The organism is Commensalibacter intestini A911 (assembly GCF_000231445.1).
GTDB classification, from domain to species: Bacteria; Pseudomonadota; Alphaproteobacteria; order Acetobacterales; family Acetobacteraceae; genus Commensalibacter; species Commensalibacter intestini.
In genome coordinates, this window is the sequence record NZ_AGFR01000003.1 from 563829 (window position 1) to 579355 (window position 15527).

The 15527-nt window shown below is 37.5% G+C and carries 11 protein-coding genes; 6 read left to right on the forward strand and 5 right to left on the reverse strand.

Annotated features, from left to right (window positions below; genetic code table 11):
- Positions 1-107: 107 nt before the first annotated feature.
- Positions 108-1610: a glucan biosynthesis protein gene (locus tag CIN_RS02930; protein WP_050798343.1), complete on the forward strand. Its 1503-nt coding sequence runs from the start codon at positions 108-110 to the stop codon at positions 1608-1610.
- Positions 1611-1679: 69 nt separating this feature from the next.
- Here the strand turns inward: CIN_RS02930 and dauA are convergent, their stop codons facing one another.
- On the reverse strand, positions 1680-3413 hold the full coding sequence (dauA, locus tag CIN_RS02935; RefSeq protein ID WP_008853569.1) for a C4-dicarboxylic acid transporter DauA: 1734 nt from the start codon (positions 3411-3413) through the stop codon (positions 1680-1682).
- A gap of 237 nt (positions 3414-3650) precedes the next feature.
- On the opposite strand from dauA, the gene mdoH reads away from it, so the two are divergent.
- Positions 3651-5861, forward strand: a complete 2211-nt coding sequence (gene mdoH / locus CIN_RS02940; RefSeq protein WP_008853570.1) for a glucans biosynthesis glucosyltransferase MdoH — start codon at positions 3651-3653, stop codon at positions 5859-5861.
- A 51-nt stretch (positions 5862-5912) separates the two neighbouring features.
- Here mdoH and CIN_RS02945 read toward each other — a convergent pair whose 3' ends face one another.
- Together CIN_RS02945 and serB are read right to left on the reverse strand one after the other, a co-directional pair.
- The gene (locus CIN_RS02945) at positions 5913-7184 is read right to left on the reverse strand and encodes a DNA adenine methylase (protein ID WP_008853571.1); all 1272 of its coding nucleotides are present in this window, start codon (positions 7182-7184) and stop codon (positions 5913-5915) included.
- Between the two features lie 107 nt (positions 7185-7291).
- Entirely contained in the window at positions 7292-8182 is an 891-nt protein-coding gene (gene serB, locus CIN_RS02950) for a phosphoserine phosphatase SerB (RefSeq protein ID WP_040363727.1), read from the reverse strand.
- A 180-nt stretch (positions 8183-8362) separates the two neighbouring features.
- Between serB and miaA the strand changes: the two genes are divergently transcribed.
- From miaA to ilvC, 4 genes are all read left to right on the forward strand, one after another.
- Positions 8363-9364, forward strand: a complete 1002-nt coding sequence (miaA, locus tag CIN_RS02955) for a tRNA (adenosine(37)-N6)-dimethylallyltransferase MiaA (RefSeq protein WP_008853573.1) — start codon at positions 8363-8365, stop codon at positions 9362-9364.
- A 99-nt stretch (positions 9365-9463) separates the two neighbouring features.
- Positions 9464-11263: a biosynthetic-type acetolactate synthase large subunit gene (ilvB, locus tag CIN_RS02960; protein WP_008853574.1), complete on the forward strand. Its 1800-nt coding sequence runs from the start codon at positions 9464-9466 to the stop codon at positions 11261-11263.
- A 38-nt stretch (positions 11264-11301) separates the two neighbouring features.
- Positions 11302-11853, forward strand: coding sequence for an acetolactate synthase small subunit (ilvN, locus tag CIN_RS02965; RefSeq protein ID WP_008853575.1), 552 nt, complete (start codon positions 11302-11304; stop codon positions 11851-11853).
- Between the two features lie 32 nt (positions 11854-11885).
- On the forward strand, positions 11886-12905 hold the full coding sequence (gene ilvC / locus CIN_RS02970; protein ID WP_008853576.1) for a ketol-acid reductoisomerase: 1020 nt from the start codon (positions 11886-11888) through the stop codon (positions 12903-12905).
- 104 nt (positions 12906-13009) lie between these two features.
- On the opposite strand, the gene CIN_RS02975 is transcribed toward ilvC, so the two are convergent.
- On the reverse strand, positions 13010-13711 hold the full coding sequence (locus tag CIN_RS02975; protein WP_008853577.1) for a glutamine amidotransferase: 702 nt from the start codon (positions 13709-13711) through the stop codon (positions 13010-13012).
- 21 nt (positions 13712-13732) lie between these two features.
- Positions 13733-15472 (reverse strand): tetratricopeptide repeat protein, encoded by a 1740-nt coding sequence (locus tag CIN_RS02980; protein WP_040363728.1) that lies wholly within the window; start codon positions 15470-15472, stop codon positions 13733-13735.
- Positions 15473-15527 lie beyond the last annotated feature (55 nt).

Genomic DNA, 15527 nt, shown 5'->3' on the forward strand with positions numbered 1-15527 from the left:
GAGATTAAGTGTATCTCAAATTATTCAACTCATAGTTATTTAAGGGTTTAAACGTGGTATTTCGTCGAGATCTTTTACGTTCCGCTGCAGGTGTTTCACTGGCCAGTATGGTGGGGGAAGCAACAGGTTCTTTGTTCCCTCAAGCAATGGCTGCTGACAGCACGTCTAATGATGATAAAGGGCAGCCTTTTGACCAAACAACGGTAAGGCAACTCGCCCGTGATATGGCAAAAACGGCTTATAAAGCTCCAAATGATCATTTGCCAGCTGCAATTGATAAGCTCGATTTTGATGGTTTTCGTAGTATAGAGTTTAAACCAGAAAGTGCTTTATGGCACGGTAGTAACTTAAATTTTGAAGTGCAGTTTTTTCCAAGAGGTTTTTTATATCGACCCAAGCTCGATATTTATGAGGTGGTTGATGGTGTGTCTACACCAGTGCCTTATAATCCTGATATGTTTAATTATCAAAATCCTAAATTGCGTGTTGATGATGATCTAGGGTTTTCTGGCTTTAAGTTAATGACATGTTTGAATCAAAAAGGCGTAATGGAAGAATTTACAGTCTTTTTGGGGGCTTCATATTTCCGTGCGGTTGCTAAAGGGCAGCAATATGGATTATCAGCTCGTGGTTTTGCAAAAGGTACTGCGGATCCTCAAGGTGAAGAATTTCCATTATTCAGAGCATTTTGGATTGTAAGGCCCAAGTCTGGTATTGAGTCATTAGTGATTTACGCATTATTAGATAGCCCATCTTTGTCTGGTGCATTTAGGTTTACAATTCGTCCAGGCGATACAACAACTTTTGATGTTGAGAGTTATTTTTATCCACGTAAAACGATTGCGAATGGTGGTGTTGCGCCATTAACAGGAATGTTTTACTTTGATGCGAATAATCGTAATCATGTGGATGATTGGCGTCCAGCAGCACATGATAGTGAAGGTCTGTTAATGTGGACAGGCACGGGGGATCAAATTTGGCGTCCTTTAAATAACCCTGTTGATTTACAATATTCAGTTTTTATGGATACAGCGCCGAAAGGGTTTGGATTGATGCAGCGTAAGCGTGCTTTTTCTCAATATGAGGATTTAGCCTTGCATTATGAATTGCGTCCATCTTTATGGGTTGAGCCTGTAGGTGAATGGCCTTCAGGAAGTGTTAACTTGGTTGAAATTCCAACTCCAAGTGAAGTGAATGATAATATTGTTGCATTTTGGCGTCCTAAACAACCTTTAAAAGAAGGTGGAGAATACTCCTTTACCTATCGTTTATATTGGGGATGGGATAATCCGTGGCCAAGTGATTTAGCCAGAATTGCTGCAACTCGCGTTGGAGCGGTCGTCGATAAACCTGACGTTCGTTTCTTCTGTGTTGATTTCTTTGATGGACCATTGAATCATTATCCGACTAATAAACAGTTAACATTGAATGTTTCTAGTTCTGCTGGCAAAGTAAGTAATGTGGTTGTAGAGCCTAATCCTGTAACACATGGATGGAGAACAACGTTTGAATTTGCACCTGATGGTGCCAAATCATCGGAATTAAAATGTGTATTGATGGACGGGGATCAGCCTATTTCTGAACAATGGATGTATCGTTGGACAGCATAACTCTTATGTTGTTGAAATAGTAAAAGCCTAGATATTTATGTATCTAGGCTTTTTTTATATGATAGTCAGTTATTTTGTTAACCAAGCTTTTGCAATATTTCGTGCATATTCAAAATTAGAACAATACGTTAATTGCCCTTTGGTTTTGCGCAGTCCAGCACGCTGTAGCGCGACAATCATTTCAGTTGAGGCTCCCACAAAAATTAATGATTGATTATTTTTAAAGAGTTGTCTTTGAATAGATTGTAATCCTGATATTGTGGTTCCATCGATACTAATGACGTCATGCATATCAAAAATAAAAATTTTCTTATGTAGATTGTCATATGATTTTAAGGAAGCAATTGTTTTTTCTGCAACCCCAAAAAATAATGGGCCATTAATATCAAAAACAACAACATCATCCGTAACTTCATCCAGCTCTGGATGATCTTCAACAAGGGATGTTTTTGAAGCGTGTGTCATACTGCGGATAAATAAAACAGCAGATAAAGCAACACCAACAGCCACAGCGACAACCATATCAAAGACAATCGTTAATCCAAAGCAAATGAGTAGAATGCTGACATCACTACGTGGAGAGGTTTTGATGGTTTTGATACAATGTTTGGCTTCACTCATATTCCAAGCAACGATAAATAATAATGCTCCTAAGGAGGCCATAGGGACATATCCTAGTAAGGATGCGAATAAAACAACGGCGAGCAATACAAAAATGGCATGAATTATCGCAGCAATAGGAGATCTTGCACCACTACGAATGCTGGTTGCTGTTCTTGCGATTGCAGCCGTTGCGGTAATGCCACCAAATAAAGGGGCAATAATATTACCAATACCTTGTCCGATTAATTCTGCATTAGGGTTGTGTTTTGTATCTGTCAGTTCATCAGAAATTACAGCGCATAGCAAAGATTCAATTGCTCCTAAAGTTGCAATTGCAAATGCAGGACCTACAAGTGAATGAATGAGTTTAAAGGTAATCTCTAGCGGTTGTCCATCAGGTCCAGGGAGCGCCCATGGCATGACTAATGACGGTGGAATAGGGGGAATACCATTTCCAGTTTCACCATTTGCACTCCATGTAAAGGTCGAGGCTATGGTTTTAATATCAGCACCTTGAACGCCTTTATTAATCAAATAAGCAACAACACCTCCGACAATGAGCCCTACAAGAGGTGCGGGAAGAGGAATTTTAAATTTTGGCCATAAGATTAAGAGTATTAGCGTAAATAAACCGACACCCATTTCATACGGGTTTATGGTTCCAAGGGATGAGAAAATAATTCCGAGATTTTCAATAAAATCATCTCCTAGTTTTGCGGTTTGTAATCCCAGAAAGTCAGGGATTTGTAGAATAGCAATAATAATAGCAATTCCAGCAGTAAATCCTAAGACAACAGGATAAGGAACAAAACGAATAAGTTGTCCCATTTTGCTGACCCCCATGAGGAGTAAGATAAGTCCAGCCATCATGGTCGCAAGTAATAGCCCACCAATTCCATAATCTTTGACGATAGGAAATAAAATAACAACAAAGGCTGCCGTTGGGCCTGAAATATTAAATCTGGAACCACCTGTTAGGGCAATTAAAGCACCCGCAATAATGGCTGTGTATAAACCATGTTCAGGGGGAACGCCTGTGGCGATTGCTAGAGCCATTGATAAAGGAACAGCAACTGTTCCAATGGTTAAGCCTGCTAAGGCATCATTTTTAAAATCAGAAAAATGATATCCTTGACGGAATGTATCAATCATCCCTGTGGCAATAGGAGGTAGCTTAAAAAGACTTTTTTTACTTTGCATATAAATCCTCGTCATGGGTGCGTCATAGATGATTAGTTTCAAGAAGAGCGACAAAAACCAGACTTCGTCTTGTGCTAAAAAGTAGCAATAATTGTTTTGTTTTCAAAGGTAATTATTGCTTTCATTATGTAAAAACTGTTTGAATTTATAAAATAATAAATTTTCTTTATATTGTATTCTTCTTCGTTTATAATTATCAGCTGTTAATTTATTAATTATAGGAGAGAAGAATTACTTATGACTGAACCCCATAATGTTTCCGGTCATAGACAGGATGACAAAGTAAATACTGATAGTTTTCATAAACCTGAACATACTGATCAAGATATTTTTACCGCTTTGCCTCCTGATACTCCTATAGAAATGCCCGTGCAGGATTTGTATACCAAACCTAATGTGTATGGCAGATCCAAAAAGCTTTTGACCCAAGCGCCTACTATTTTATTAAGACGTTTGTTCGTGTTTATTGTTTCAATGGCTTTAACGGCTTATGCTTCTTATGAAATGAACTTGGTATTTAACAGTTTTGGAATGACTGCTTTAGGTCTGATCATTCTTGTTATTTTTACGATTTTGTTTTTCTGGATTGCGTTTTCTTTTGCTTCCTCTTTAGGTGGGTTTATTGAACAGCTTAGACAAAAGGGTGGGTTATCATTAGGGATTGATCCTAAAGATCCTTTGCCCTCTTTGGGAAAGAAAACAGCGGTTTTAATGCCGACGTATAATGAAGATCCTCATCGTGTTTTGGCGGGTTTAAAAGCGATTTATGATAGTATTCAAGCAACAGGTCAAGGAAAGCATTTCGATTTCTTTATTTTATCTGACACGACTAATCCTGATGTGTGGGTAGAAGAGGAAGCCGCGTTTTTACGTCTTCGTGAACAAACAGGGGATCATGAACATATTTTCTATCGCCGTCGCTTTAAGAACACAGATCGTAAAGCTGGTAATTTAGGGGAATGGATCCGTCGGTTTGGTGGTGGATACGATCACATGTTAACGCTAGATGCGGACAGCCTGATGGAAGGTGATACGATTGTTCGTATTTGTGCAGCAATGGAAGCCCATCAAGGGGTTGGTCTGATTCAAACATTACCTGTTATTGTAAATGGAACGACATTGTTTGCTCGTTTGCAACAATTTGCAGGACGTGTATATGGCCCAACGATTGCATATGGGATTGCTTGGTGGCATGGGTCTGAAAGTAACTATTGGGGGCATAATGCAGTTATTCGTATTAAGGCTTTTGCTGAGCAAGCAGGGATGCCGCATTTAGGTGCAATACGTAAGCCTTTTGGTGGCATGATTATGAGTCATGACTTTGTTGAAGCTGCGTTGATGCGTCGTGGACGTTGGGCAATTCATATGGTGCCTGCATTGCATGGATCATACGAGGAGAGTCCTCCATCTTTGACGGATATAGCGGTTAGAGATCGTCGTTGGTGTCAAGGTAATTTACAACATGCGATGGTTATTCCAACGAAAGGCCTTAGTTGGATTAGTCGTATCCATATGTTGACGGGAATTGGCGCTTATGTCATGTCTCCATTATGGTTGCTCTCTTTGTTGGTGGGGATTATGGTGTCCTTACAGGCACTGCTTGTAAAACCAGAATATTTCACAGGCACTGATCGTGTGTTATTCCCAAATTGGCCACAAGTTGATCCTGTATTGGCGAAGTATGTGTTTATTTTAACTATGCTTGTTTTATTAGCGCCTAAATTATTAGCATGGATTGCAATGTTCTTTAATCCAGAGTTGCGTAAAGGATGTGGAGGGGTGATGAAAGCACTTTCCTCTATTTTTCTTGAAACAATTATTGGTGGCTTAATTGCTCCGATTGCGATGTTAATCCAAACTATGGCTGTGATTTCTATTTTGTTGGGGTATGATTCAGGTTGGAATGCACAACGCAGAGATGTTGGATATATCCCTTTCAAAGATGTTGTTCGTGATTATTGGCGTCATACGGCTTTTGGTATTTTAATGGGTGTTGGTGCCTGGGAAGTATCTTCGGCATTATTTTTCTGGATGACACCGGTGCTTTTAGGGCTGTTATTAGCCATTCCGTTAGTATGGATTACGTCTAGCCAGCGTTTTGGTGCTTTTTGTATGAAAATTGGTTTATTGATTATTCCGGAAGAAACCGCACGTCCTGATATTTTGCGTCGTGATCGCATAGAGAAGCGCAGAGTTATGGATATGGAAGTGCAAGATGCATTCTCAACGTTGGTTCATAATCCAAAGTTAATTGCTTTACATGCGTCCTTTTTACCTCCAGAACGTCAAAAAGGTGATGCAATTAATCCTGATTTTTTAGTTGGGATGGTTAAATTAGATGAGGCGGATAATCAAGATCAAGCAATGCAAATATTAACTCATAATGAGAAATCAGCTTTATTAACCAGTCGTAAAGCGCTTGAGAAATTTTTATCGTTACCTAAATAATCTTTTTTTGCTGAAAAATAGTTTGTCATATGATTGATTGGCAAACTATTTTTATAAAGAATAAATGGTGCTTTTGCTTTGTTTACTTTTCGACGTAAGTGTTTTTTTTTCTAGAGCACGTATTTTATCTACGAGCTCACTAGCGGATCGTTGGTTTGGTTGACCAACTTTAGTTAATAAAACAAATTCGATATTTTTGGGTTTTTGAGAATATCTCTGTGAACTGACTCGATATCGCTTATAAGCCTTGGCAAAAATTTTTACCTCACCAATATTACAGTTTTCTTGAATCATATCTTGTAAATCAATAAAACCGTCTGTGCTGTAACTTGTGGCAATCCAACGTGTCGGTAAAGTTTGTAATAGTTTTTGGTAAGCTTGAGTTGCTTGCTTTCTTACCGTGTAAGCACTTTTGCGCTCTTTTCGCCAATCCTTGCGAATGGCGGATTTTTCTTGAGGCGTAATTTGAGGTGAGATCTCAGGTTTATCCCATAAGGTGATGCTGTTTAAAACATGATAGTTCGCACCATAAGGATGTTGATTATATGGAGGATCTAGATAGGCAATGCTATATTCTGGCAAATTCATATGGCGTAACTGCTCTGCCAATGATTGCGCATCCATACGAAAAATCAGATTTTTTTGGTGATTATTATAAAACTGAATGGGGGCTAAGATCAGATCCGCTGCAATACGGTAAAGAGCAGTTTGTGTTTGTCCTCCCCATCCTTTATGAAAGCCTTTGAAAACACCGCTCGTATTGGCATGGTAACAGGCAGAATAAAGTAAAGGTGCGAGTAAGCACGCTTTTTGAATGGCAGTTAATTGTCCTTTTACGTCCCAATCTTCGATTTGATGACGAATAGCATCAATGCGCATACCGTTTTTATGCATGTAAAACATGCGCTCTGTATTCGTATCGTAATTTATATCATCTTGTGGGCATAAATGTTGTGTTACCCAGTCTTCTATGGGAGGGAGATCATTAAGCTGTTGGATGATCTCGTTATAAGAATAACGATCAAAATAAGTGGGAGGCTCTAAGGCTTGTATAGACGCAATATTTAAAGCTTCACTATAATATTCCCAATCATTACAAAAGACTTGATATCCCATATTTTTGGCTAGACGACTGACAACGCCTGTACCTGCAAAACAATCAACAAATAGACCATCTGAGGCGTTAAATTCATCTTGGGTAGCAATGAGAGACTGCTGGATTAAATCCAGTAATTTACGTTTGTTGCCAATATAAGGAATTAGCTGATTAAATAAAAAATCTTTGGTTTGATAGGAACTATGTTCAGTTTTATTCCATTTCATCACAGTATACTTTATGATTATGGTATGTAAAATATGAACATTAATCCAATTTTGCAAAACCTATAGTAATAAGGATATTATAAAATCAGCCAGTAAAAGATCAAGTATTATTCATTCACGAAATCTGATCTGTGATAGCCTTGCATAAATAAAACAGATTCTAGTGATGAGTGTTGAATGACATTAACGACTTGCTCTGCAACAATAGGTTTGGGATAATATCCTATTCCTAGTCCAGCATGCGTTAACATTGGGAGATCATTGGCACCGTCACCAATGGTTACGGTTTCTTGGGGATTGATTTTTAACTCTTCAGTTAAACGCTTTAGATGAAATAATTTTGCTTCTTTGCCAAGAATGGGAGGGATCACCGTGCCATCAAGTTTGTTATTAGAAATGCTTAAACGGTTTGCATGGTTTTCATCAAAGCCACAGGCATTGGCAACATTTTGTGTAAAGAAAGTGAATCCACCAGAGATTAAGGCCGTATAAGCTTTATATTTTTTCATCGTGGCGACGAGGGTTTTTGCACCTTTATTGAGTTGCGTATGTTGCCAGGTTTTTTCTAATAAATTAGCAGAGACACCTTTTAACAATGCGATACGTTCATTTAATGCGTCTGCAAACACTAACTCCCCGTTCATGGCGCGTTTGGTGATGGCTGCAATTTGTTCACCAATACCAACTTCACTGGCAAGATCATCGAGCGTTTCGCTTTGCACAATAGTGCTGTCCATATCGGCGATTAACAGTTTTTTCTTGCGAAACTCACTATGAGTTACGAAGACATCAACAGGTTTATTGGATAATGTTTGTTTAATTTTCTGGGTAATATGGATTGTTTGTTCGTGATCTTTATGTTCAGGTAATGGAATATCTAAAGCTTCTTGTTCTGATAGCCATTGTAAGTTTTGAGTTGGTAAGATTGATGAGATAAGATCGATAATCGATTGATCCAATAAAGTAGGGGGTGTTACAAGCGTTAGTATAGAAGGCATTGGATCATCCATTTCATTGTTATAAGATACTGAACAAAAGTAAAAAACAACCAAAAGAGAATATCTATGAAAGTCTCTTTATTACACACCATATTTATTATAAGTAAGTGATGAATGACGCAATAAGTAAAAAGCTTATTTTGTGTAAAATAGTAATTTAAAGAAAAAGAGTTGTGTTGCATGAATAGTTCTTTGGGCAAGTCCGATCTTCAAAATAAAGCGTTGCCGTGGGCAGTGATTGTTGCAGGGCCAACTTGTTCAGGAAAGTCTTATTTATCTTTAAAAATAGCTGAGGCATTGCAGGGAACGATTATTAATGCAGATGCAATGCAGTGTTATCGAGATTTACGTATTATCACGACGCGTCCTTCTGAAGAAGATGAAGCTTGTGTGCCTCATCGTTTATATGGGGTATTACCTTGGGATCAAACAGGTAATGCTGGCTGGTGGAGAGAGCAAGCAATAGCAGAAATGCAACAAGTCTGGGATCAACAACGTTTGCCGATCTTATGTGGTGGGACGGGAATGTATTTTCATTCTTTGGTGCATGGCATTGCAATGATTCCAGAACCTAGTGCAGGAGCAAGAGAAGAAGCTCGACGTTTGATTGACACTGAAGGTGCTCCTTTTTTACATGAGTCATTGTTAAAGGTTGACCCTCAAACTGCAGAAAAATTAAACCCTACAGATTCTCAACGTGTTGCTAGGGCGTGGGAAGTCTGGCGTTCAACGGGGAAAGGGTTGAAATATTGGCAACAAGAAGCACATATACCAGGAGTTAATTGTCGTTTTCTGGTTATTCGCCTTGCGCCAGAGCGTGCGTTATTAAAAGAAGCGGTGGCACAACGTTTTATGGCAATGGTAGATGAGGGTGCAGTTGAAGAAGTTGAAGCGTTTTTAAATGCTAGTCCGCCTGTGCAAGCCCCTTTACGTAGAGCGCTTGGTGTACCAGAATTTGCTGCGTATTTATCAAATGAAATTACGATATCAGAGGCTATCGAGCAGGCTGTTCGGAATACTCAACGTTATATTAAACGTCAAGAAACTTGGTTTTCCAATAGAGTGCTGGCAGCACCTGAACAGGTTTGTACTTTTAATTCAAGAATTGATAGTAAATTGAAATTTTCAGAAAGTTTTATTGAAAAATCTATGCTATTTATTAATTCTTTTATTGACGTTTGATAAAATATTGACTAGGCTACTAGGACGTTTAAGAATACTACGCTGTTTTTAAAAAAATCAATTATAAATTAAGTTTAGTAAAACTAAGGATTAACCAAAATGACGAATGCAGAGCATAAGAAAGCAAGTCCTGATCAGTCAGGACAAACAGTTCATACAATGACTGGTGCTGAGGTTCTGCTACAAGTGCTCGTGGATATGGGTGTCGATGTCATTTTTGGATATCCTGGTGGGGCTGTTTTGCCTATTTATGATGCTTTATTCCAACAAGAAAATATTCGTCATATTTTAACACGTCACGAACAGGCTGCGGTTCATGCTGCCGAAGCTTATGCGCGTTCTACGGGTAAAGTAGGGGTGGCATTGGTTACCAGTGGGCCTGGTGCAACAAATACCGTAACAGGTTTAGTTGATGCATTAATGGATTCTATTCCTATTGTTTGTATTTCTGGGCAAGTTTTCAGTAGTTTAATTGGCAATGATGCTTTCCAAGAAGCAGACACTGTTGGGATTACACGCGCGGCAACCAAATTTAATTATTTAGTTAAAGATAAAGAAAAGCTTGCTGATAAAATTAGAGAAGCTTTTTATATTGCTGGGTCAGGTAGACCGGGGCCTGTTTTGATTGATATTCCAAAAGATATTATGATGAGTAAGGTTCCTTATTCTCAGAAAACTGTAACAGTGCATCCTTCTTATCAGCCAGTTACTGAACCAGCTCTTGCTGCGATTAAAGATGCTGTTCACGCGATGAAAAATGCTAAACGCCCAATTTTTTATACAGGCGGTGGGATTATTAATTCTGGCCCTCATGCTTCCGAAGGGCTAAGAAAGCTCGTTAAAATGACAGGCTTTCCTTGCACTTCGACTTTGATGGGACTTGGAGCATATCCTGGATCAGATAAGCAATTTCTTGGCATGTTAGGAATGCACGGAACTTATGAAGCAAATCTAGCAACACATGGTTGTGATGTTTTGATTGCTTTAGGATCTCGTTTTGATGATCGTGTAACAGGCAGTGTTAAAGATTTTGCTCCTAATTCAATTAAAATCCATGCAGATATTGATCCTTCTCAAATTAATAAAATTGTCTTAGTTGATATTCCTATTATTGGGGATGTATCTCGCACAATTGATTTAATGATTGAAGAGTGGGGAAAAGATAAAACTTCTGTTGATAAAGTAGCATTAGAAGAATGGTGGAACCAAATTGAGAAATGGCGTGCGGTAGATTGTTTGAAATATCAACAAGATACAGCAGCAGGCGAAGTGATTAAACCACAACATGCTATTCGTCGTTTACATGATTTGATCGCAGCTAGAGGAAAAGAAGCTTATATTTCAACGGAAGTTGGGCAACATCAAATGTGGACTGCGCAACATTTCTCTTTTGAAACACCTAATCACTTTATGACTTCTGGTGGTCTTGGCACAATGGGTTACGGGTTACCAGCAGCAGTTGGTATTCAGGTTGCTCATCCAGATGCATTGGTAATTGATATTGCTGGTGAAGCATCTACGATGATGAATGTTCAAGAGCTTGCGACTATTAAGCAATATCGTTTGCCAGTCAAAGTCTTTATCTTGAATAATCGTTATATGGGGATGGTTCGTCAGTGGCAAGAATTGGTTCATGGTGGGCGATATTCTGAAAGTTATAGTGACAGTTTGCCTGATTTTGTAAAACTTGCAGAAAGTTTTGGAATTAAAGGGATGCGTGCCAGAACGATTGATGAGTTAGATACTATGATTACAGCGATGCTGGACGAGCCAGGCCCTGTTGTTATGGAAATCCAAGTTGAAAAAGAGGAAAATTGTTTTCCAATGATTCCAGCAGGTGCCCCTCATAATCAGATTTTATTAGGGCCTGTAAAAGAAAAAAGTAAGACTGCATCTTAAAGTGTTGTTGTGTAAACTTAGTCATCGGGAATAAAATAATGGATTATATTGATAAAAAAACATTACAACGTAGTGCACAGCAAGAAAAAGATGAATTTATAAATGCTATTTTTTCATTGATTGTTGAAAATGAAAGTGGCGTTTTATCAAGAGTTATCGGATTATTCGCAGGGCGAGGCTATAATATCGAGAGCCTAACGGTTGCTCCTGTGGATGATGATGGGCGTAAATCCAGAATTAATATTTTAACTTCTGGAACGCCGATGGTTATTAATCAAATTAAAGAACAATTGAATAAGCAAGTACCTGTTTATCAAGTTGTGAACTTATGCCAACAAGGGCCTTATGTTGCCAGAGAGTTGGCTTTGATTAAAGTGGTTTCAAAGGGTTTAGAACGTGCAGAGGCATTAAATCTAGCAGGTGCTTTTAGAGCGCAAGTTGTTGATGCAAGTGTAGATTCTTTAGTATTTGAGTTGACTGGTAAAACACAAAAGATTAATGCTTTTGTTGATTTATTACGTCCTTTGGGGTTAGTCGAACTGTCCCGTACAGGGATTGCTGCCATTGGACGTGGCTGTCAGACAATTTAATTTTATAGATTGAAAAACAAGGAAGAAATAGAATGCGTGTTTATTATGATCGCGACGCTGATGTTAATTTGATTAAAGGTAAAAAAGTTGCGGTACTAGGGTATGGCAGCCAAGGGCATGCTCATGCAAATAACATGAAAGATAGCGGCGTTAAAGAAGTTGCTATTGGTTTACGTCCAGGTTCAAGCAGCGCAAAAAAAGCTGAAGCTGCTGGTTTAAAAGTTATGAGTGTTGCTGAAGCTTCTGCTTGGGCTGATGTCGTGATGATTTTAACGCCTGATGAATCACAAGGCGAACTATATAACACAGAAGTTCTTCCAAACTTAAAACAAGGTGCAGCAATTGCTTTTGCTCACGGTTTGAATGTACACTTCAAATTAATTGAACCACGTGCTGATCTTGACGTATTTATGATTGCACCAAAAGGTCCTGGTCATACAGTGCGTTCTGAATATCAGCGTGGTGGTGGGGTTCCTTGTTTGGTTGCTGTGCACCAAAACCCATCTGGTAATGCTTTGGAAATCGCATTATCTTATGCTTCTGCTATTGGTGGTGGACGTGCAGGTGTGATCGAAACAACATTCCGTGAAGAGTGTGAAACAGATCTTTTCGGTGAACAAGCTGTTCTTTGTGGTGGTGTTGTTGACCTTATCCGTAATGGTTTTGAAACATTGGTTGAAGCTGGATATGCTCCAGAAATGGCATATTTTGAATGTTTGCATGAAATGAAATTGATCGTAGATTTGATCTATGAAGGTGGTTTCGAAAACATGAACTATTCAATTTCAAACACCGCTGAATTTGGTGAATATGTTTCTGGCCCACGTGTTATTAACAGTGAATCTCGTGAAGCTATGCGTGCAGTTCTAAAAGACATTCAAGACGGAACTTTTGTTAATAAATTCATGACCGACCATAAAGTTGGTCAAGTAAGCTTAAAAGCACGTCGTAACTTGTTAAATGAACATCAAATTGAAAAAACAGGTTCTAAACTACGTGAAATGATGCCATGGATTGCTAAAAACCGTTTGGTTGATAAAAGCAAAAACTAACTCTTAATTAGTATATAAATATAGAAAAGCCCTATGTTTCAAATATAGGGCTTTTTTTTGTGTTTATTAAAAATAAATATATTATAAAAAGAACATCAGGATTCTTATTTGACTTGGAGTTGAGTTAACCATTTCAAGAACGTTGCTTTTCCTGCTTGAGTTAAAAGTTGACTATATTTTTGTGCATCTATTCTCAATTGATGCAAATCAATTTTTGCATTCATTAACTCGTTACTATGTCCAACTAACCATTGCTCTATTCTGCTGGGATTTGCTTCCATATGGAATTGAAGAGCTAGCACATGATTTTTATAGGTGAAGGCTTGGTTTGGACATAATTGACTAGAGGCGAGTGGTTGACATTCGTTGGGAATATCAAATTGATCTCCATGCCAATGTAATACAGGAATATTTTCAAGAGAGGCAAGGGGATTGTAGGGTATTTCTTGATTAATAGATATGGTAGAAAAACCTATTTCTTTATGTTGCATCGGATAGACTTTTGCGCCCAATAAACGAGCAATTAATTGCGCTCCTAAGCATATTCCAAGTAATGGCTTTTCTGTTTTAAGGTAGCTTTGTATAAAAGCGAGCTCTTGCGTAAGAAAAGGATAAAGTTGATCATCAAAAGCACCGATAGGAGCACCTAAAACAATTAATAGATCATAATCAATTGGGTTAAATTGAGTGAAATCAGTTAGAGGACCTTCAATATATTGTAATTGAATCTCCATCTTAACAAGCTCAGGTTCAAGTATTCCAAAATCTTCGAAAGGAACATGGCGAATAATTAGAGCTTTTTTCATTATTTTTATCCCAAATATAAATTACCAAACAACGGTTGAGCCAAGCTGTTTTTGTAAGTCTTTGGTTTTTTCTAGAATATTATTGATCACAGGATCAGATTTGTCTTTATTAAATAGAGTAAAGAGCTGTTTAATAATATTGACTGCTGTATAGCCACGGTTATGTGCGAATAGGCTTTGTGCACGATTATATAAGCCCTGTGCTACGATTTGTCTGACTTTTATATCTTTATCATACTGATAAAAAGTTGTCAGCAAATCATAGGTTTGTTTTACCTCTGGGACATCGTTATGATATTTTATTAAAAGTTGTGCTTTTTTCATAATTGCTAAAGCACCATTATAGCGTGTTGCAGGAAGTGTTTTATGATGTGCAACGGCGATAAGACTTGTATATGTGATAACGGCCTCGCTATATAACTTCATTTCGACTTCTAAAGCAGCTTTTGCCATATAAGCTTCACTGACTTGATAATATAAATACTCATTATGAGTACTTAGAAATGTTTTAATTGCTTCATCAAGTAATTTGAGAGCTTCGTCATTATTATTTAATTGTTCTAATAGAGTACTTTCTTCAAGATAAGCAGAAATTAAAACCATATTGATTGCAAAGTGATCATCATCATAATGATAATTTTGTCTAATAAGGTTATAAATAGCTAATGCTTGAGTATAATCTTTTGTTGTATTGAGTATTTGAGCTTTGGTTAGTAAAGATTTTGCAACAACATTTTTAATTTTAGTTTCTTCATTTTTAGAGAATGTATTATAGATTTGATTACATAAATCTAATGCTTCTGCATATTGTTTTCGTTGTTGTAAAATTTGTGCTTTACCTAATAACGCGGTTGCTCGATAGCGAGGATATTCCCCTTCATTATTATTGGTAATTGCAGCTAATAATTCATCATAAGTTTTAAAAGCTGCAGCTTGTGGATTATCTCCGAATAGCTCTTTTTGTTCTTGAGGAATAGTTTGAATTCTATGAAGAATTTCAGCTCGATATAAAAAGTTATGTGCTAATAGCTCTTTAATTATAGGAGAGCTATCTTGACTGAAAAGTTTAATAAACATATTGCTATTGTATAATGCAATTCCCCATTCTTTATTGCTTAAGCGATTGGCAGTACGTGCCATTAAGGCCTGAGCAGTAATTAAACGAATAGTTGGGTCTTTTTCTTTGACAAAATGTTCGATAATAGAGGAATCAATATTTAATGCTGTATCTGTTTTCCCCCAATGGTTGAGGATATCAGTTTCTTTTTGCATGGATTGTGCAACCATGCGTTTAATTTCTATATTATCAGATTGTCCATATTTAGAAACAAGATGTGAAAAGGTGATCATTGCTTGTTCATACTGACCTTCTTCTAAAAGCAAATTACCTTGCATAAAAAGAGCTTTCGCTACGTCATAAGAAAGTTTTTTATTATCACTGTTTAGGTATAGATTATTTAGTTGTTCTAATGCACTAAGAGCATCATCTGTATTTTTAATGGAAATAAGAAGTTCTGTTTTTTTTAATAATGCTTCAGCAACAGTTTCTTGCACTGTTGCATTACCTTTTTTGCTGTAAGTATCAATTAGATAGTTAAAGTCGCCAATAGCTTGAAGCTTTTTATTATTTTTAAGATTTAAATATCCAGATTGTAACGCGGCATAGGCACCACGCTCCATCGTTGCTTGGTGCCGATAATGTAAAACGACACCAATAATAATGATAAATACAAGGACGATAAGCGATACTTTTTTATACATTGTATGAATATATCCTTTATATTGGTTTCTTGCTATATTACTTTATAAAATACAA

Excerpts from the sequence above, each read along its gene's own strand:
- CIN_RS02930 (WP_050798343.1), top strand. The coding sequence starts at position 108 with ATGGTGGGGGAAGCAACAGGTTCTTTGTTCCCTCAAGCAATGGCTGCT.
- dauA (WP_008853569.1), bottom strand. The coding sequence starts at position 3,413 with ATGCAAAGTAAAAAAAGTCTTTTTAAGCTACCTCCTATTGCCACAGGG.
- mdoH (WP_008853570.1), top strand. The coding sequence starts at position 3,651 with ATGACTGAACCCCATAATGTTTCCGGTCATAGACAGGATGACAAAGTA.
- CIN_RS02945 (WP_008853571.1), bottom strand. The coding sequence starts at position 7,184 with ATGAAATGGAATAAAACTGAACATAGTTCCTATCAAACCAAAGATTTT.
- serB (WP_040363727.1), bottom strand. The coding sequence starts at position 8,182 with ATGCCTTCTATACTAACGCTTGTAACACCCCCTACTTTATTGGATCAA.
- miaA (WP_008853573.1), top strand. The coding sequence starts at position 8,363 with ATGAATAGTTCTTTGGGCAAGTCCGATCTTCAAAATAAAGCGTTGCCG.
- ilvB (WP_008853574.1), top strand. The coding sequence starts at position 9,464 with ATGACGAATGCAGAGCATAAGAAAGCAAGTCCTGATCAGTCAGGACAA.
- ilvN (WP_008853575.1), top strand. The coding sequence starts at position 11,302 with ATGGATTATATTGATAAAAAAACATTACAACGTAGTGCACAGCAAGAA.
- ilvC (WP_008853576.1), top strand. The coding sequence starts at position 11,886 with ATGCGTGTTTATTATGATCGCGACGCTGATGTTAATTTGATTAAAGGT.
- CIN_RS02975 (WP_008853577.1), bottom strand. The coding sequence starts at position 13,711 with ATGAAAAAAGCTCTAATTATTCGCCATGTTCCTTTCGAAGATTTTGGA.
- CIN_RS02980 (WP_040363728.1), bottom strand. The coding sequence starts at position 15,472 with ATGTATAAAAAAGTATCGCTTATCGTCCTTGTATTTATCATTATTATT.